Here is a 17604-nt window from a genome sequence, read left to right on the forward strand (position 1 = left end):
AACCCGCGCGGTGGCGCGCCACAAATCCGTGCCGAGCGTGCAAAAGTCGAAGGGGCGCGCACGCGCGCTTCACATGCCGATCACAGTTCGGCGGCTTCGAACACCTCGCGCAGCCATTGCGTGAACACGCGCACGCGCGCCGACAGCTGCCGGTGCTGCGAATAGAGCACCGACACCGGCATCGGCGGCGGCGCGAAGCCGTCGAGCACCACATGGAGCCGCCCGTCGGCCAGCTCCGCGGCCACGCGGTAGCGCGGCACCTGCACCAGCCCCAGGCCCGCGACGGCCGAGCCGGTGTAGAGGTCGGTGCCGGTGACCGACACGGTGGCCGGCAGCTGCAGCGTGCTCACGCGGCCGTCGACGGTGAATTCGAGCGGCACCGGCTTGCCGGTGGCGCTCGAGAGGTAGTCGACCGCGCGATGCGTCGAGCCGGGCGCGGCCAGCGCCGCGGGATCGGCCGGCTCGCCATGCCGCGCCAGGTAATCGGGGCTCGCCACCGTGACCTGCGGCAGCAGCGCGATGCGGCGCCCGACCATCGAGGAGTCCTGCAGCGTGCCGGCGCGCAGCACGCAGTCGACGCCCTCGCGCACCAGGTCGATGAGGCGGTCGTCCTCGCCGATGTGCAGCGTCAGCTCGGGATGGCGCGCCAGGAAGTCCGGCAGCGCCGGCACCACGAAATGCCGCGCCAGCGTGCCCTGCAGGTTGACGCGCAGCAGCCCCTTGGGCGCCGTGTCGCGGAACAGCCCCTCGGCCTCCTCCACGTCGGCCAGCAGGCGCACGCAGCGGCGGTAGTAGGCCTCGCCGTCCTGCGTGAGCCGCACGGTGCGCGTGGTGCGCTCGAGCAGCCGGGTGCCGATGCGCTGCTCGACGCGCTTGATCAGGTTGGTGACGGTGGCGCGCGGAATCCGAAGGTCTTCCGAGGCCTGGGTGAAGCTCCGGCGCTCGGCGATGCGCACGAAGGCCTGCATTTCCTGGAAGCGGTCCATGGCGATGCCGTCGGTCTATTGTTGAAGTGAATGGAATGGTAATGGCGATTTGGCGGTGATTATCTTTTTGGCGGAACGATCGAAGATTCGTCTCACCAACCACCCACCGCAAGGAAACACGCCATGAACCAGTCCTCCAACCCCAAGGTCGCGATCGTCACCGGCGCATCGCGCGGCATCGGCGCCGCCATCGCGCAGCGCCTGTCGGCCGACGGTTTCGCCGTCGCCGTCAACTACGCCTCGAGCCCGGCGCTGGCCGAGGCGCTGGTCGCCCAGTTGCAGGCCGCGGGCGGCCGCGCCATCGCCGTGCGCGCCGACGTCGCCAGCGCCGACGAGGTGCGCCGGATGTTCGACACCGTCGAGCAGCAGCTCGGCCGCGTCGACGTGCTGGTCAACAACGCCGGCATCCTCAAGACCGTGCCGCTGGCCGAGCACGACGACGCGCTCTACGACCAGGTCTTCGACATCAACGTGCGCGGCACCTTCAACACGCTGCGCGAGGCCGCCAAGCGCCTCGCCGAGGGCGGCCGCATCGTCAATTTCTCGAGCACCACGCTGGCGCTGAACATGCCCGGCTATGCGATCTACAACGCCACCAAGGCCTCGGTCGAAGCCTTCACGCATGTGTTCGCGAAGGAACTGCGCGGCCGCAACGTGACGGTGAATGCGGTCGCGCCGGGCCCGATCGCCACCTCGCTGTTCCTCGACGGCAAGACCGAGGAGCAGGTCCAGGCCTTCGCCAGGATGCCGCCGCTGCAGCGCCTGGGTCAGCCCGGGGACATCGCCTCGGTGGTCTCGTTCCTCGCCGGTCCCGACGCGGGCTGGGTCAACGGCCAGATCCTGCGCGCCAACGGCGGCCTCGCCTGATCCCTTCCATCCTTCGAAGGAGAAGCCTCATGAACAAGCAGATCATCCTCGTCACGGGCGCCGGCACCGGCATCGGCAAGCTCAGCGCCCGATCGCTCGCCGAGGCGGGCCACATCGTCTACGCCTCGATGCGCGACATCGCGGGACGCAACGCGCCGCGCGCGGCCGAACTGCGCGCGCTGGCGGCGGCCGAGGGGCTCGAGCTGCATCCGCTCGAACTCGACGTGCTGTCGCAGGACTCGGCCGATGCCGCCGCCGCGACGATCGTGCGCGAGCAGGGCCAGCTCGACGTGGTGATACAGAACGCCGGCCACCTGGTGGTCGGCCCGACCGAAGCCTTCACGCCCGAGGAGATCGTGAAGGTGTTCGACACCAACGTGCTCGGCGCCCAGCGCGTCAACCGCGCGGTGCTGCCCTACCTGCGGCGGCAGGAATCGGGCCTGATGCTGTGGATCAGCAGCACCACCACCAAGGGCGGCTTCCCGCCGTTCATGGGGCCCTACGGCGCGGCCAAGGCGGCGATGGATTCGCTCGCCGTGACCCTGGCCTACGAGATCGCGCGCTTCGGCATCGAGACCTCGATCGTGGTGCCGGGCGCGTTCACGCGCGGCACCGACCACTTCCCGAGCGCGGGCAAGCCGGCCGACGCGGCCACGGCCGCGGCCTATGGCCGCTACGACGGGCTGATGGACCAGATCGGCGCGAAGCTCTCGGCGCTGACGCCCGAGCATGCCGATCCGCAGGCGGTGGCCGACGAGATCGTGCGCATCGTGGGCCTGCCCGCGGGCCAGCGGCCGATGCGGCCGGTGATCGACTTCGTGAACGACGGCGCGGCCGAGGTGTTCGAGGTGTCGGAGCGCGTGCGCATCGAGTTCGCGCACCGCATCGGCATGGCCGACCTGCTCGAGGCGAAGGTACGGCGCTGAGCTTGGTGGGGGTCGAGGCCGGTGCCTGGAATCGTCACGAAACCGCGGCCGGTCTTCCTGTCCAATAGCGCCATGGAACATTCGCCCCACGAAGTCGCCGAGCGGCTCAATGAGCTCGAGATCAAGGCCAGCTATGCCGAAGACCTGCTCGAGCAGCTCAACCTCACGATCTACCGCCAGCAGCAGCAGATCGACGGCCTGCTGGCCCAGCTGGGGCAGCTGCGCGAGCAGGTGCAGGCCGCGGGCCAGGGCGGCGCGCCGCGCAACCTGCGCGACGAGCTGCCGCCGCACTACTGAGGCCGAAGCGCCGGCTCAGCCGTGCGCGTGCCAGAGCACGGCGAAGAAGTGGCAGGTGCTGCCCGCGAGCACGAACAGGTGCCAGACGAAGTGGGCGAAGCGCACCTTGGAATCGAACAGGAACACCACCGCGCCCGCGGTGTAGAACAGCCCGCCGGCCACCAGCCAGCCCAGGCCCGCGCCCGACATGCGCTCCACCAGCGGCACCGCCGCCATCAGCGCCATCCAGCCCATTGCCACGTAGAGGCCGGTGGACCACAGCGGATGCTTGAGCCGGTCGAACAGCTTGGCGCCCACGCCCAGCGCCGCCGCGGCCCAGATCGCGCCGAACAGCGTCCAGCCCCAGGGGCCGCGCAGCACGCCGAGCACGAAGGGCATGTAGCTGCCGGCGATGAAGAGATAGATCGAGGCATGGTCGAAGCGGTTGAACCAGGCCTTGGCGCGGCCCATCGGCAGCGCGTGGTAGAGCGTGGAGATCAGGTACAGCACGATCGCGGTGCCGGCGAACAGGCTGGCGCCGACGATGCCGGCCGCGGTGCCCTTCTGCGCCGCGCTGTAGACCAGGATCGGCAGCGAGGCGATCGCCAGCAGCAGCCCGAGGCCGTGGCTCAGCGCGTTGAAGATCTCCTCGAGCGTGGTCTGGTCGCGCACCACGGGCGCGGCGCGGCGGGTGGCGACAGGGGCGGGCGTCGGTGTCGGGTGCATGGTCATCCGAAAAGAGAGTGTCGGTGCTTGCCGTGGGTTCCTCGATGCCGCGCCGCCGGGGCCGCTACTTGACCTGCTGCTTGCCCAGCTTGCGCGCGAGCGTCCGCCGGTGCATGCCGAGCCGGCGCGCGGTCTCGGAGATGTTGAAGCCGGTCTCGGCCAGGGTCTCGTGGATGCGTTCCCATTCGAGGGTCTTGATCGAGGTCGAGCGGTTGGTCAGCTCGACCTCGGTGGTGCCGACCGCGCGGCCGAAGGCGGCCTCGATGTCGTCGGTGTTCGAGGGCTTGGCCAGGTAGTGGCAGGCGCCGAGCTTGATGGCCTCGACCGCGGTGGCGATGCTCGCGAAGCCGGTCAGCACCACGATCAGCGTCTTGGCGTCGTGCCGGTGCAGCCTCTGCACGCAGGCCAGGCCCGAGGCCTCGCCGTTGAGCTTGAGGTCGACCACCGCGTAGCCCGGCGCATGGTGGCGCAGCAGGTCCTCGACGTCCTCGAGGTTGCTCGCGTGCAGCACGGTGTAGCCGCGGCGCTCGAACGAGCGGCCCAGCGTGCGCGCGAAGGCCGCGTCGTCCTCGACGATCAGCAGCTGGCGTTCGGCCTCGGCGCCGGTGTCAGTGGGGGATTCCGTCATGCCCATGCATCCCGATGTTCTCTTCCTCGTCGTCCTCTTCTTCCAGCACGATGGCCGCGAGCGGCAGCGCGAGCGTGACCGCGGCGCCGCCCTCGGGCCGGTTGCGCGCGGCCACGCGGCCGCCCACGGTGCGCGCCACGTTGACCACCAGGAACAGGCCCAGGCCGCCGCCGGGGCGGCCCTTGCTCGACTGGTAGGGCTTGCCGAACTGCGCCAGCATCGCGGGCGCGAAGCCCGGGCCGGCATCGGTGACGACCAGCTGCAGGTCGTCGCCCTCGTGCGCCACCTCGAGCCGCACCCAGTGCGGCGAGGCTTCGAGTGCATTGTCGAGCACGTTGCAGATCATCTGCTTGAGCGCCGAGTCGGAGACCATCGGCAGGTCGCGGCCGAAGCGGTTGTCGTAGACGAAGGTGCCGACCGGCCGCGTGGTGCGCCACTCCTCGACCAGGTCGTCGAGGAAGGTGCTGACCGTGGTCTCTTCCGACGACTCGCCGCGCGCCTCGCCGGCCGACAGCAGGATCCCGCTGACGATCGACTTGCAGCGCTGGATCTGGATCTCCATCTCGCTGACCTCCTGCAGCAGCTCGGGGTCGGAGCTGAAGTGCGGCAGCCGGCGCCAGTCGCCGAGGATCACGGCCAGCGTGGCCAGCGGCGTGCCGAGCTCGTGCGCCGCGCCCGAGGCGAGCAGGCCCATGCGCACGATGTGCTCCTCCTCGGCTGCGCGCTGGCGCAGGCCCGCGAGCTTGGCATCGCGCTCGCGCAGGTTGCCGCTGATGCGCGTGATGAACACCACCAGCAGCGCCGCGTTGAGCGCGAAGCACACCAGCGTGCCCTGGATGTAGGGGCTCCACAGGCCGCGGTCGTGGTCGGGCGGCAGCGAGAGCGGGCGCGAGAACAGGGCCAGCCCCGCGAAGCACAGGGTGGTGACGCCCACCACGGTCCAGGTCGACCAGGGCTTGAGCAGCACCGCGCCCAGGATCACCTGCAGCAGGTAGAGGAAGACGAAGGGGTTGCTGGCACCGCCGCTCAGGTAGAGCAGCGAGGTCAGGATCGCCACGTCGACCAGCAGCGCGAGCATCAGCTCGCCGTTGGTCACGCGCCGGTGGGTGCGCCAGCGCAGCAGGCTCGCGAGGTTGAACAGCGCCAGGCAGGTCAGCGCCTGCAGCATCTGGTTGAGCGGCAGGTGGATGCGGTAGCCGTAGTGCACCACCAGGATCGTCACCACCTGCCCCACCACGGCGAACCAGCGCAGCTGGATCAGCTGCTGCATGTTCTTGTGGCCGGTCGCGTTGTCCAGGCTGGCCACGCCCGCGCGCGGGGCCTGCAGCGCGCCGGCGACCGCGACCGCGTCAGCCGCGGTCGGCATCGCGATGGGAAGCGGGGGCGGCGTGCGGCTGTCCGTCGGCATGGCGCGCATTGTCGCTGCCGCCGGTAGAGCGGCCTCGGCGCTCGTCGCGCCAGACGAAGACCGCGCCCGCGGCGACCATCAGCGCCAGCCCGTACCAGGTGAGCGCGTACACCAGGTGGCTGTTGTGGAAGGCGATGACGGTGAGGCCGGGCGCGGGCCAGGCGGGCGCGCCGTCGAGCGCGCGCGGGATGCCGGGCTCGGCCTCGGCGTCGATGAAGTAGGGCGCCACCGCGTCGGCCGCGATGCCGTGCGCCGCGGCGATCGCCGCCACGTCGCGCGAATACCAGCGTCCGCCGGCCGGGTCGTTGCTGCGCAGGAAGCCGCCGCGCGGCTCGCTGATGCGCAGCAGGCCCGTCACCTGGGTTTCGCCCATCGGCTCGGGCGCGGTGCGCGCGGCGCGCTCGCGCGCCTCGGGCGGCACGAAGCCGCGGTTGACCATCACCACGCCGCGCGCGGTCTGCAGCGGCGTCAGCACCCAGAAGCCGGCGCCGAGGGTGGTGCTGGCCTGCACCAGCGTTTCTTTCTCGTGGAGGAAGGTGCCCGAGAGCCGCACGTGGCGGTATTCGTCGTCGGCGGCATTGACGCGCGGCCAGTCGGCGCGCGCCGGGGGCGCGACCGGCACGGCATGCACGCGCTGCTCGACGCGCTCGATCAGGGCCAGCTTCCAGGCCCGGCGCTCGACCTGCCAGGTACCGAGCGCGAAGAAGGCGGCGAACAGCACGGCCCCGAGGACCGCCAGCACCACGAGCCCGGCCGCGGAGCGCTGGCGGCCGGTGGGCGTGCGGTCGGTGGCCGGCGCGCTCAAGGCATGTTCTTCATGTCGTGCATCGACGGCGGCATCATGTTGGTGTTCATGTGGTACATGACCCACAGCGAACCGGCCAGCGTGATGACCACGAGCACCAGCGTGAAGATCAGCGCCAGCATGTTCCAGCCGCCCTCGGACTTGGTGTCCATGTGAAGGAAGTACACCATGTGCACCACGATCTGCACCACGGCGAAGCCGAGGATGATCAGCGCGGTCGTGCTCTTGCTGTCGAGCACCTTGCCCATCACGAGCCAGAACGGAATGGCCGTGAGGATCACGGCCAGCACGAAGCCGGTCATGTAGCCCTTGAAGGTGCTGTGGCTCACCGGGCCGTCGTCGTGGTGCTCGCCGTGGCCGTGGTCGTCATGGCCGTGGCCATGGGTGTCGTGGGGTGCTGCGCTCATGCCATGGATCCCATCAGGTACACGAAGGTGAAGACGCCGATCCAGACGACGTCCAGGAAGTGCCAGAACATCGACAGGCACATCAGGCGGCGGCGGTTGGCCGCGGTGAAGCCGTGCTTGGGCAGCTGGAACAGCAGCACGACCAGCCAGACGATGCCGAAGGTGACGTGCAGGCCGTGGGTGCCGACCAGCGCGAAGAACGAGGACAGGAAGGCGCTGCGCTGCGGGCCCGCGCCCTCGTGGATCAGGTGCGCGAATTCGTAGAGTTCGAGGCCGATGAAGCCCGCGCCCAGCAGGCCGGTGATGGCCAGCCAGGCCAGCGTGCCGCCCATGCGCTTCTTCTGCATCTCGAGCATCGCGAAGCCGTAGGTGATCGACGACAGCAGCAGCAGCGAGGTGTTGATCGCCACCAGCGGCAGGTCGAACAGGTCGGCGCCCGAGGGGCCGGCCGCGTAGCTGCGGCCCAGCACGCCGTACACCGCGAACAGGCAGGCGAAGATGAGGCAGTCGCTCATCAGGTAGAGCCAGAACCCGAGCAGGGTGCCGTTCTCCGGATGGTGGTCCTCGTTGCGGACGTTGAACAGCTCGAAGGTCGGCACGCTCGATGCGTTGCCCACCGTGTGGGTGCCGGCGGGGCTGGAGGGGAGGGCGGTACTGTTAGACATGGGCGGCCAGGAGGCGCGTGCGAGCGTCTTCGGTGCGGACGACTTCGTCCGCGGGGATGTGGTAGTCGCGCTTGTAGTTGAAGGTGTGGACGATGATGGCCACGAGCATCACGAAGAAGCCCACGCCGGCCACCAGCCACATCTGCCAGATCATGGCGAAGCCGAACACCGCGCTGAGCGCCGCGATGACGAAGCCGGCGGCCGTGTTCTTGGGCATGTGGATCGGGCTGAAGCCTTCCAGCGGGCGCTGGTAGCCGCGTGCCTTCATGTCGGACCAGGCGTCGTTGTCATGGATGCGCGGCGTGAACGCGAAGTTGTAGGCCGGCGGCGGCGACGAGGTCGACCACTCGAGCGTGCGGCCGTCCCACGGGTCGCCCGTGGTGTCGCGCAGCGAGTCGCGGCGGATGTAGCTCACCACGATCTGGATCAGGAACGAGGCGATGCCCAGCGCGATCAGCACGGCGCCGAAGGCGGCGACCTGGAACCAGATCTGCAGCGACATGTCCTGGAAGTGGCTCATGCGGCGCGTCACGCCCATCAGGCCCAGGATGTACAGCGGCATGAAGGCGAACCAGAAGCCGACGATCCAGAACCAGAACGAGCACTTGCCCCAGAACGGGTCGAGCTTGTAGCCGAAGGCCTTCGGGAACCAGTAGGTGATGCCCGCCAGCATGCCGAACAGCACGCCGCCGATGATCACGTTGTGGAAGTGGGCGATCAGGAACAGGCTGTTGTGCAGCACGAAGTCGGCCGGGGGAACGGCCAGCAGCACGCCGGTCATGCCGCCGATCACGAAGGTGATCATGAAGCCCACGGTCCACATCATCGGCAGCTCGAAGCGGATGCGGCCGCGGTACATGGTGAAGAGCCAGTTGAAGATCTTCGCCCCGGTCGGGATCGAGATGATCATCGTCGTGATCCCGAAGAAGGAGTTCACGCTGGCGCCCGAGCCCATGGTGAAGAAGTGGTGCAGCCACACCAGGTACGACAGGATCGTGATCACGACCGTGGCGTAGACCATCGAGGCGTAGCCGAACAGGCGCTTGCCCGAGAAGGTGGAGACCACCTCCGAGAAGATGCCGAAGGCCGGCAGGATCAGGATGTAGACCTCGGGGTGGCCCCAGATCCAGATCAGGTTCACGTACATCATGGCGTTGCCGCCGAGGTCGTTCGTGAAGAAGTTGGTGCCGACGTAGCGGTCGAGCGACAGCAGGGCCAGCACGGCGGTCAGCACCGGGAAGGCGGCCACGATCAGCACGTTGGTGCACAGCGCGGTCCAGGTGAAGACGGGCATCTTCATCATGGTCATGCCGGGCGCGCGCATCTTCACGATGGTCGCCAGCAGGTTCACGCCCGAGAGCAACGTGCCCACCCCCGCTATCTGCAACGACCAGATGTAGTAGTCGACCCCCACGTCGGGGCTGAAGAGGATGCCCGACAGCGGCGGATAGGCCAGCCAGCCGGTCTTGGCGAACTCGCCGACGAACAGCGAGGCCATCACGAGGCCGGCGCCGAAGGTGGTCATCCAGAAGCTGAAGTTGTTCAGGAACGGGAAGGCCACGTCGCGCGCGCCGATCTGCAGCGGCACCACGAAGTTCATCAGGCCCGTGACCAGCGGCATCGCCACGAAGAAGATCATGATCACGCCGTGGGCCGTGAAGATCTGGTCGTAGTGGTGCGGCGGCAGGAAGCCCGCGTTGTCGCCGAAGGCCACCGCCTGCTGGGCGCGCATCATCAGCGCGTCGGCGAAGCCGCGCAGCAGCATCACCAGGCCCAGCACGATGTACATGATGCCGATCTTCTTGTGGTCGATGCTGGTGATCCAGTCGTGCCACAGCGTGCTCCACAGCTTGAAGTAGGTGATCGCGCCGAGCAGCGCGACACCGCCGAGCACGACGGCGGCGAAGGTCACCAGCAGGATCGGTTCGTGGTAGGGGATCGCCTCCCACGTGAGGCGGCCGAAGACGAGCTTCGTCAGGTCGAGGTTCTGGAGCATCGTCATTCTTCGGTGGTGCACATCGCCGTGACGTACTTGCCGTACGCACGCTTGGGCGAATTGATGTCGTCGGGTTGCCAGGGCTGCGCGGTCGCGACGTTGTAGGCGCCGGGTTTGCCCAGGCCGCCGTCGGCGTCGATCGCCATCATCTGGCTCATGCACATCTTGCTGCGGTCGACGCAGCGGTTGAGGATGGCGCCGTAGAGGTCGGGCGACACGCTCGCGAAATGCCTGGCGGGCTCACGCTCGCTCGGCACTTCGAGCTTCTGGTAGCGCTCGCGGCTGAGTTCGCCCTCGGGGCTGGACTTGACCTTCTGCACCCACTGGTCGAAGTCGGCGTTGCTCAGGCCGTGGAACTTGAAGCGCATGCCCGAGAAGCCGGCGCCGCTGTAGTTGGCCGAGAAGCCGTCGAACTCGCCGGGCGCGTTGATGACCGCGTGCAGCTTGGTCTCCATGCCGGGCATGGCGTAGATCTGGCCGGCCAGCGCGGGGATGAAGAAGGAGTTCATCACCGACGAGGCGGTGATCTTGAAGGTGATCGGACGGTCCACCGGGGCCGCGAGTTCGTTCACGGTGGCGAAGCCCTGCTCGGGATAGATGAACAGCCACTTCCAGTCGAGCGCCACCACTTCCACGGTCAGCGGCTTGACGTCGGCCGTGATCGGGCGCTGCGCGTCGATGCGGCTGAGCGGGCGGTAGGGGTCGAGCGTGTGGGTGCTGATCCAGGTGATCGCGCCGAGCGCGATGATGATCAGGAGCGGCGCGGCCCAGATCGCGAGCTCGAGCTGGGTCGAGTGGTCCCAGTTCGGCTTGTAGATGGCTTCCTTGTTCGAGGCGCGGTAGCGCCATGCGAAGAAGACCGTCAGCGCGATCACCGGGATGATGATGATCAGCATCAGCACGGTCGAGACGACGATCAGCCGTCCTTGCTGGTTGGCGATGTCGCCGGAGGGATTCAGGAGCACCGTGTTGCAGCCCGCCAGGAAGGCGAGGGGCAACAGCAGGAGCCATCGGCGAAGGGTGTGGAGGATGGGCATGCCGAGAGACGGAAGGGCGGAAGGGTGGCCAGGGCCGCGCGAAAGACCCCACAATCTACGACCAAAGGTTCCCGCAGGCTATTGGACGTTTTGTCCTATGGCGGGAATCCTCGTTCGGTGAGACGCTTGGCACCTGTTTCATGGCCTACCTTTGTCACGCTTCGTGACAACCGAATTACATAACCCAATGACGACGTCCAGCATCAGCCCGCAAGGCGCATCGCCCGTGCCGCACACGTCCGACACCGCCGCCCCGGACGACGACCACTCGCGCATCGATCCGGGCGAGATCGCCGTCGGCGTGGTCATCGGCCGCGCCTCGGAATATTTCGACTTCTTCGTCTACGGCATCGCCTCGGTGCTGGTGTTCCCGGCGGTCTTCTTCCCGTTCGAGCAGCGGCTCGAGGGAACCCTCTGGGCCTTCGTGGTCTTTTCCTTCGCCTTCATCGCACGGCCGTTCGGAACTGTCATCTCGATGGAGATCCAGCGACGTTTCGGCCGCGAGACCAAGCTCACGCTGGCGCTGTTCGTGCTCGGCACCTCGACCGCCGGCATCGCCTTCCTGCCGGGTTATGCGAGCCTGGGCTTCACCTCGATCGTGCTGCTGTCGATCTTCCGCTTCGGCCAGGGCCTGGCCTTCGGCGGCTCGTGGGACGGCCTGCCCTCGCTGCTCGCGCTCAACGCCCCGGCCAACCGCCGCGGCTGGTACGCCATGCTGGGCCAGCTCGGCGCGCCGATCGGCTTCTTCGTGGCCAGCGCGCTGTTCGCGTACCTCTACTCGAGCCTGACGCTCGAGGACTTCCTCGACTGGGGCTGGCGCTACACCTTCTACGTGGCCTTCGCGATCAACGTGGTGGCGCTGTTCGCGCGCCTGCGCCTGGTGGCCGCCGACGAGTACGCGCGCCTGCTCGAGGAGCGCGAGCTGCAGCCCACCAGCGTGGTCGAGCTGGTCCGCTCGCAGGGCTCGAACCTGCTGATCGGCGCCTTCGCGGCGCTGGCCAGCTATGCGCTGTTCCACCTGATCACCGTGTTCCCGCTGTCGTGGATCACGCTCTACTCGAACCAGGCCATCACCGAGTTCCTGGTGATCCAGATGATCGGCGCCGTGCTCGGCGCCGGCGGCATCGTGGCCTCGGGCCTGATCGCCGACCGCATCGGCCGCCGCTTCACGCTGGGCGGGCTGGCGGCGCTGATCGCCGTGTTCAGCGGCTTCGCGCCCACGCTGCTCGACGGCGGCAAGATCGGGCAGGACGTGTTCATCCTGCTGGGCTTCATCCTGCTGGGCCTGTCGTACGGCCAGGCGGCCGGTGCCGTGACCGGCAACTTCGAGGCCAAGTACCGCTACACCGGTGCCGCGCTGACCACCGACCTGGCCTGGCTGATCGGCGCCGCCTTCGCGCCGCTGGTCGCGCTGGGGCTGTCGGCCCACTTCGGGCTGGCCTACGTGAGCGTGTACCTGCTGTCGGGCGCGGCGGGAACGCTCGCGGCGCTGGGCTTGAACCGGGCGCTGGTGCGCGACTGAGCGCGCGCCGTCGCATCCGTTGCACGAGAAGGGGCCCTTGCGGCCCCTTCGCCATTCGGGGCGGGGCTCGGGGGTAGGATCGCGTCGATGTTCTCCGCCGCAATCTTCGACATGGACGGGCTGCTGATCGATTCCGAGCGGCCCATCATGGCCGCCTGGATGGCGGCCGCCCGCACGCTCGACGTCGAGCTCAGCCACGCCCAGTACCTGCAGGTGGTGGGCCTGGCCACCGCCGAGTCCGAGATCATCCTCTCGGGCCTGCTCGGCGGCCCCGCCGCTTTCCGCCATGCGCTCGAGCACGTGCGCCAGGCGCTGGCGCTCGAACGCTCCGACGGCACGCCGCTGTTCCCCATCAAGCCCGGCGCGGCCGAGTTCCTGGGCGCCCTGCGCGCGCGCGGCACGCGCTGCGCCGTGGCCTCGTCCTCGACCAGCGGGCAGATCCAGGCCTGCCTCGGCAGCCTGGGCGTGCTGCATCACTTCGAGGCCTTCGCGGGCGGCGACGAGGTGCCGCGCGCCAAGCCCGACCCGGCGCTCTACCTGCTCGCGGCCTCGCGCCTGGGCGTGGACCCGACGCAGTGCATCGCCTTCGAGGACAGCGAGAACGGCGCCAAGGCGGCGCTGGCCGCGGGCCTGCGGGTGGTGATCGTGCCGGACCTCAAGCACCCGCCGGCCGCGATCGTCGAGCAGGCCTTCCATGTGCTCGAGTCGCTGCACGATGCGAACGCGCACCTGCCGCGCTGGTTTCCCGGCGAGATGGTGCGGCCGTGATCAGGATCGGCACCCTGTGCCACGTGCTCGACAGCTGCCTCGCGTCGCCGATGACCGAGCGCGCGGTCGGGCGCATCGTCGAGGTGGTCTCGGCGCCCTATGAAGCGCCGAGCGAGCGCTACCTGCCCGGCACCTACTACGACGTGCTGTTCGAGGGCTGGACCTTCTACTGCCGCAGCGACAAGCTGGTGCCGATCTCCGACCCCGGCGCGGACGTCGGGCGCTGGGAGGACGAGTTCCTCGACCTCCCGGCGAGCTCGCCTCAGAGCACTTCGTCGCGCAGCTGCGGGAACACCTTCGACACCTTCGCCAGCAGGTAGTCGCCGTAGCGGCCGCTGAAGGCGTGCACGTTGGCGCGGTCCCAGCGCTCGGCGCTGTCGTCCACGGCCACCGCGCCCGCGAGGCCCTCGATGCGCTGCACGCGCGCCTCGAAGTTCGGATCGAAGAACAGCGGGAACGACAGCCGGTTGCGGCCCGAGGTGTTGCGCTTCACGCGGTGCGGCGTCGACTTGTAGAGGCCGCCGGTCATGCGGTCGAGCATGTCGCCGATGTTGCAGACGAAGGAGCCCGCGATCGGCGGCGCATCGATCCAGCCCGCGGGCGTGTGCACCGCGAGGCCGCCCACGCTGTCCTGGTGCAGGATCGTCAGCAGGCCGTAGTCGGTGTGCTCGCCCACGCCCCATTGCACGTCCAGGCCCTCGGGCACCGGCTGCGAGGGATAGTCGAAGAGCCGGAACAGGATCAGCGGATCGCCCGTGTAGCGCGCCGCGAAATAGTCGGCCGCAAGGCCCAGGCTCAGCGCGATGCCTTCCATCAGCCGGTGGCCGAGCTGCGTCACGGCCGCCATGTAGCCGAGGATGGTGTCGCGGAAGTCCTCGAGGCCCGGCGCGTCGGGAAAGAGATTCGGCCCGTGCACCGGTGTCCTGGCCTGCACCAGCGGATGCGTGGCCGGCAGCTCGGTGCCGAGGTAGAGCCCTTCCTTCCAGTCGGGCCGGCCCGAGGTCAGCTCGCCGCCGAGCGGGAAGTAGCCGCGCCAGGCGCGCCCGCCGAGCGCCATGCGCCACTGCATCTTGGTCGCCTCGGGCAGGTCGAAGAAGCGGTGGCTCAGGGTCTCGAGCCGCGCCACCAGCGCGGGGTCGACGCCATGCCCCGTCACGTAGAAGAAGCCGTGCGCGCGGCAGGCCTCGCCGATGCGCGCGGCCACGGCCTCGCGGCCCGGCGCGTCGCCGGCCACCAGCGGCGCGACGTCGATCACGGGCAGGGTCTGGAGGGAAGCGGTGTGGGTCATGGGATGCGTGCGAAGGGCGAGCGGATGTCGGACAGGAACTGCTGCGCGCGCGGATGCTGCGGGCGGTTGAAGAAGTCGTCGGGCGTGGCGCGCTCGAGCACCTTGCCCTCGTCCATGAAGAGCACGCGGTCGGCGACCTCGCGCGCGAAGCCCATCTCGTGCGTCACGCAGACCATGGTCATGCCGTCGCGCACCAGGTCGCGCATCACCAGCAGCACCTCGCCGACCATCTCGGGGTCGAGCGCGCTCGTGGGTTCGTCGAACAGCATCACCGGCGGCTGCATCGCGAGCGCGCGCGCGATCGCCACGCGCTGCTGCTGGCCGCCCGACAGCTCGCCGGGCCAGGCCCGGGCCTTGTTCGCGAGACCCACGCGCGTGAGCAGCGCCATCGCGCGTTCCTCGGCCTGCGCGCGAGAGAGGCCGTGCAGCTGCATCGGCGCCATGGTGCAGTTCTGCAGCACCGTGAGGTGCGGGAACAGATTGAACTGCTGGAACACGAAGCCGATGCGCGAGCGGAAGGCGTTCACGTCGGTGCCCGGCGCGTGGATGTCCTTGCCCTCGATCAGGATGCGGCCCGACTGGATGGCCTCGAGCCGGTTGAAGGTGCGGATCAGCGTGGACTTGCCCGAGCCCGAGGGGCCGCAGACCACGACCACCTCGCCCTTGTGGATGGTTTCGCTCACGTCCACGAGCGCGTGGTAGCTGCCGTACCACTTGTTGACGTTCTGGAGTTCGATCATGCGGAAGCCTTGCGGGCGGCGGCCCGGCCCTCGGTGACCGCGACCACCGGCAGGCCGCGCCGCGCGAGGCGGCGCTCGAGCCAGTAGGCGAAGCGCGAGAGGCCGAAGCAGAGGATGAAATAGGTCAGCCCGAGGATGCCGAAGACCTGGGCCGGCTTGGTGAACACCTGGGTGTTGATCTGCGTGGCGATGAACGAGACCTCGGCCAGGCCGATGATGTAGCCCAGCGAGGTCTCCTTGATGGTCGAGACGAACTGGTTCACCAGCGAGGGCAGCATGCTGCGCAGCGCCTGCGGCAGCACTACCAGGCGCATCGCGCGGCTCCAGCTCAGGCCGAGTGCGCGCGCGGTCTCCATCTGGCCGCGCGGCAGGCCCTGGATGCCGGCGCGCACGATCTCGGCCAGGTAGGCGGCGTCGAACACCACCAGCGCGATCAGCATGGTGGCGAACTGGTCGGTCTTCACGCCGGTGACGCTGGGCAGGAAGAAGTAGGCCCAGAAGATCACCATCAACAGCGGCAGCCCGCGCACCACGAACACGAAGCCGCTGACCGGCCAGCGCAGCCAGCGCCACGGGCTCACGCGCGCCAGCCCGAGCACGATGCCCAGCGGCAGCGCGAGCACCAGCCCGCACGAGGCCAGCAGCAGGGTCAGCACCAGCCCGCCGAGCGGGCCGTTGGGGTACTGGCCGATCAGGAAGTAGAGCCAGTAGTCCTGGATCAGTTCGATCATCGCGAAGCCTCCGTGCGCATCACAGCGTCCTCACCGGGAAGCGGTGGTGGTACCAGCTCGCGAGCGCCGTGATCGCGAGCGAGACCGTGAGGTAGGCCGCGCTCGCGAAGGCGAAGGACTCGAAGCTGCGGAAGGTCGCGCTCTCGACCTGACCGGCCTGGTACATGAGTTCGGCCACGCCGATCACGGTGGCGATCGAGGTGTTCTTCCACAGGCTCAGGGTCTGCGAGATCAGCGGCGGCACGGTCACGCGCAGCGCCTGCGGCAGCACCACGCGGCGCATCGTCGCGAGCCAGCCGAAGCCCAGCGCGCGGCCGGCCTCGAATTGCACCGCGGGGATCGAGCGGATGCCGCTGCGCATGTCTTCGGCCATGAAGGCGGCCGTGTAGAGCGACAGCGCGACGATCGCGCTGTAGGCCTCGATGTGGCCCGCGTAGAGCCATTGCTTGAAGCCTTCGGGCAGCAGCTCGGGCGCGCCGAAATACCAGAACAGCATGTGGGCCAGCAACGGTATGTTGCGGATCGACTCCACGTAGGCGAAGCCGAGCCAGCGCAGCGGCGCCAGCGGCGACAGGCGCAGCATGGCCACCACGAGCGCGATCGGCAGCGCACACACCAGCGAGGCCGCGAGCAGCTGCAGCGACAGCCACAAGCCCGCGACGAGCATGTCGTGGTACTTGCCGGTCAGCAGCAAGGAATAGTCGAACAGGGGCATGGGGGCGACAGTATCGCTGCCGCGTGGGGGATTGGCTCCCTCCCCCGCTGGGGGAGGGTTGGGGTGGGGGCACCGGGCGGTCGATGCGCTCGTGGCCGGTGCGAAGGCCGCATGCCCCCATCCCGGCCTTCCCCCAGAGGGGGAAGGAGGGGGAATGCGGGATCAGTCGATCTTGTCGCTCTCGAACTTGAAGTCGCGCGTCTGGAAGCCCGAGGCGGTGTTCGGGCCGTACCACTTCACGAAGATCTTCTCGGCCTCGCCCGACTTCTCGAGCTCGCGCAGCGTGTCGTCCACCACCGCCTTCAGGCCGCTCTCGCCCTTCTTGATGCCGATGGCCAGCGCCTCGGTGCTGAGGTTCTGCTTGAGCACCACGTACTGGGCCTTCTGCGGGCCGAGCTTGGCGTAGCTGCGCAGCAGCGCGGCCTCGTCGTCCACGTAGCCCACGCCCTTGCCCTGCTGCAGCGCCTGGAAGGCCTGCTGGCTGGTGTCGAAGGTCACGACCTCGGCCGTGGGCACGGCCTTGCGGATGTTGGGTTCCTGGGTGCCGCCGCGGATGGTCAGCACCTTCTTGCCGCCGAGTTGCGATACCTCGGCGATGCCGCTGTCCTTCTTCACGATCGCCTTCTGGCCGGTCACGAAGGTGGTCAGCGAGAAGTCGATCTGCGCCTCGCGCTCCTTGTTGTGCGTGAGGCCGGCCGCGACCAGGTCGACGTGGCCCTGCTGCAGCTCGGGGATGCGCGCGGCCACGGCGATCTGCTTGAGCGTGGTCTTCACGCCGATCTTCCTCGCAATGGCGTTGGCGAGGTCGACCTCGTAGCCCACGATCTGGCGCGTCTTGGGGTCGATGAAGGTGGCGGGCTCGTCGGTGCCGAGCACGCCGACCACGAGTTCGCCCTTCTTCTTGATGTCGGCCAGCTGGTCGGCGTGGGCCACGGTGCCCGCGAGCAGGGCGGAGGCGGCGAGGGCCGCGGCGAGGATGTTCGGGCGCATGTGTTTCTTCTCCTTCTGGGAATGCAAGGGCGGCACCTTATCAACAAAACTTCGGTTCATTAAATGGTCAATCCATATATGTACATGGTCGCATGGGAATGAACGTGCGGTAAATTCGCGCCC

Annotated in this window: 20 protein-coding genes; 6 read left to right on the forward strand and 14 right to left on the reverse strand. The window is 68.7% G+C overall.

The annotated features are described in order from the left end of the window. Positions 1-80 precede the first annotated feature (80 nt). Positions 81-986 (reverse strand): LysR family transcriptional regulator, encoded by a 906-nt coding sequence (locus ACEN9J_RS26990; RefSeq protein ID WP_413762528.1) that lies wholly within the window; start codon positions 984-986, stop codon positions 81-83. A 123-nt stretch (positions 987-1109) separates the two neighbouring features. On the opposite strand from ACEN9J_RS26990, the gene ACEN9J_RS26995 reads away from it, so the two are divergent. The 3 genes from ACEN9J_RS26995 (at position 1110) to ACEN9J_RS27005 (ending at position 3076) form a co-directional block, all read left to right on the forward strand. Continuing rightward, positions 1110-1853 (forward strand): SDR family oxidoreductase, encoded by a 744-nt coding sequence (locus ACEN9J_RS26995; protein WP_413762529.1) that lies wholly within the window; start codon positions 1110-1112, stop codon positions 1851-1853. A 29-nt stretch (positions 1854-1882) separates the two neighbouring features. Further along, the gene (locus ACEN9J_RS27000) at positions 1883-2779 is read left to right on the forward strand and encodes an SDR family NAD(P)-dependent oxidoreductase (protein WP_413762530.1); all 897 of its coding nucleotides are present in this window, start codon (positions 1883-1885) and stop codon (positions 2777-2779) included. A 72-nt stretch (positions 2780-2851) separates the two neighbouring features. After that, positions 2852-3076 (forward strand): SlyX family protein, encoded by a 225-nt coding sequence (locus ACEN9J_RS27005; protein WP_057592973.1) that lies wholly within the window; start codon positions 2852-2854, stop codon positions 3074-3076. Positions 3077-3091: 15 nt separating this feature from the next. On the opposite strand, the gene trhA is transcribed toward ACEN9J_RS27005, so the two are convergent. The 8 genes from trhA to cyoA all read right to left on the reverse strand — a co-directional run bounded on the left by trhA (position 3092) and on the right by cyoA (position 10727). Next, the gene (gene trhA / locus ACEN9J_RS27010) at positions 3092-3781 is read right to left on the reverse strand and encodes a PAQR family membrane homeostasis protein TrhA (RefSeq protein WP_413762531.1); all 690 of its coding nucleotides are present in this window, start codon (positions 3779-3781) and stop codon (positions 3092-3094) included. 64 nt (positions 3782-3845) lie between these two features. Then, the gene (locus ACEN9J_RS27015; protein ID WP_413762532.1) at positions 3846-4409 is read right to left on the reverse strand and encodes a response regulator transcription factor; all 564 of its coding nucleotides are present in this window, start codon (positions 4407-4409) and stop codon (positions 3846-3848) included. Further along, on the reverse strand, positions 4390-5775 hold the full coding sequence (locus ACEN9J_RS27020) for an ATP-binding protein (protein ID WP_057593001.1): 1386 nt from the start codon (positions 5773-5775) through the stop codon (positions 4390-4392). The genes ACEN9J_RS27015 and ACEN9J_RS27020 overlap by 20 nt, the downstream gene beginning before the upstream one ends. Beyond that, entirely contained in the window at positions 5759-6622 is an 864-nt protein-coding gene (locus tag ACEN9J_RS27025) for an SURF1 family protein (protein WP_057592974.1), read from the reverse strand. Before ACEN9J_RS27025 ends, ACEN9J_RS27020 begins: the two co-directional genes overlap by 17 nt. Then, on the reverse strand, positions 6619-7029 hold the full coding sequence (gene cyoD / locus ACEN9J_RS27030; RefSeq protein WP_093340843.1) for a cytochrome o ubiquinol oxidase subunit IV: 411 nt from the start codon (positions 7027-7029) through the stop codon (positions 6619-6621). Before cyoD ends, ACEN9J_RS27025 begins: the two co-directional genes overlap by 4 nt. Beyond that, positions 7026-7694 carry a cytochrome o ubiquinol oxidase subunit III gene (gene cyoC / locus ACEN9J_RS27035; protein WP_413762533.1) on the reverse strand — a complete coding sequence of 223 codons (669 nt, stop codon included), beginning with the start codon at positions 7692-7694 and terminating at the stop codon, positions 7026-7028. Before cyoC ends, cyoD begins: the two co-directional genes overlap by 4 nt. Further along, positions 7687-9690, reverse strand: a complete 2004-nt coding sequence (gene cyoB / locus ACEN9J_RS27040) for a cytochrome o ubiquinol oxidase subunit I (RefSeq protein WP_057592979.1) — start codon at positions 9688-9690, stop codon at positions 7687-7689. The genes cyoC and cyoB overlap by 8 nt, the downstream gene beginning before the upstream one ends. A 2-nt stretch (positions 9691-9692) precedes the next feature. Further along, positions 9693-10727, reverse strand: a complete 1035-nt coding sequence (gene cyoA / locus ACEN9J_RS27045) for a ubiquinol oxidase subunit II (RefSeq protein ID WP_057592981.1) — start codon at positions 10725-10727, stop codon at positions 9693-9695. Between the two features lie 187 nt (positions 10728-10914). Here cyoA and ACEN9J_RS27050 point away from each other — a divergent pair, with 187 nt between their 5' ends. The 3 genes from ACEN9J_RS27050 (at position 10915) to ACEN9J_RS27060 (ending at position 13337) form a co-directional block, all read left to right on the forward strand. Next, positions 10915-12249 carry an MFS transporter gene (locus ACEN9J_RS27050; protein ID WP_057592982.1) on the forward strand — a complete coding sequence of 445 codons (1335 nt, stop codon included), beginning with the start codon at positions 10915-10917 and terminating at the stop codon, positions 12247-12249. Between the two features lie 87 nt (positions 12250-12336). Further along, positions 12337-13017 (forward strand): HAD family hydrolase, encoded by a 681-nt coding sequence (locus ACEN9J_RS27055; protein WP_413762534.1) that lies wholly within the window; start codon positions 12337-12339, stop codon positions 13015-13017. After that, positions 13014-13337 (forward strand): hypothetical protein, encoded by a 324-nt coding sequence (locus tag ACEN9J_RS27060; RefSeq protein WP_413762535.1) that lies wholly within the window; start codon positions 13014-13016, stop codon positions 13335-13337. The genes ACEN9J_RS27055 and ACEN9J_RS27060 overlap by 4 nt, the downstream gene beginning before the upstream one ends. Here the strand turns inward: ACEN9J_RS27060 and ACEN9J_RS27065 are convergent. The 5 genes from ACEN9J_RS27065 to ACEN9J_RS27085 form a co-directional block, all read right to left on the reverse strand. After that, positions 13280-14305 carry an isopenicillin N synthase family dioxygenase gene (locus ACEN9J_RS27065; RefSeq protein WP_057592987.1) on the reverse strand — a complete coding sequence of 342 codons (1026 nt, stop codon included), beginning with the start codon at positions 14303-14305 and terminating at the stop codon, positions 13280-13282. The two genes, ACEN9J_RS27060 and ACEN9J_RS27065, sit on opposite strands and share 58 nt — an antisense overlap. Next, on the reverse strand, positions 14302-15045 hold the full coding sequence (locus ACEN9J_RS27070) for an amino acid ABC transporter ATP-binding protein (RefSeq protein ID WP_413762536.1): 744 nt from the start codon (positions 15043-15045) through the stop codon (positions 14302-14304). The genes ACEN9J_RS27065 and ACEN9J_RS27070 overlap by 4 nt, the downstream gene beginning before the upstream one ends. After that, complete coding sequence (locus ACEN9J_RS27075) at positions 15042-15776, reverse strand: amino acid ABC transporter permease (protein ID WP_093340827.1); 735 nt, start codon at positions 15774-15776, stop codon at positions 15042-15044. The genes ACEN9J_RS27070 and ACEN9J_RS27075 overlap by 4 nt, the downstream gene beginning before the upstream one ends. Before the next feature lie 19 nt (positions 15777-15795). Continuing rightward, complete coding sequence (locus tag ACEN9J_RS27080) at positions 15796-16491, reverse strand: amino acid ABC transporter permease (RefSeq protein ID WP_057592992.1); 696 nt, start codon at positions 16489-16491, stop codon at positions 15796-15798. A gap of 162 nt (positions 16492-16653) precedes the next feature. Continuing rightward, a complete protein-coding gene (locus ACEN9J_RS27085) occupies positions 16654-17481 on the reverse strand; it encodes an ABC transporter substrate-binding protein (RefSeq protein ID WP_413762537.1) in 828 nt (275 codons plus the stop codon). Positions 17482-17604: the final 123 nt, after the last annotated feature.

The organism is Variovorax sp. Varisp41, from assembly GCF_047325085.1.
Taxonomy (GTDB): Bacteria; Pseudomonadota; Gammaproteobacteria; order Burkholderiales; family Burkholderiaceae_C; genus Variovorax.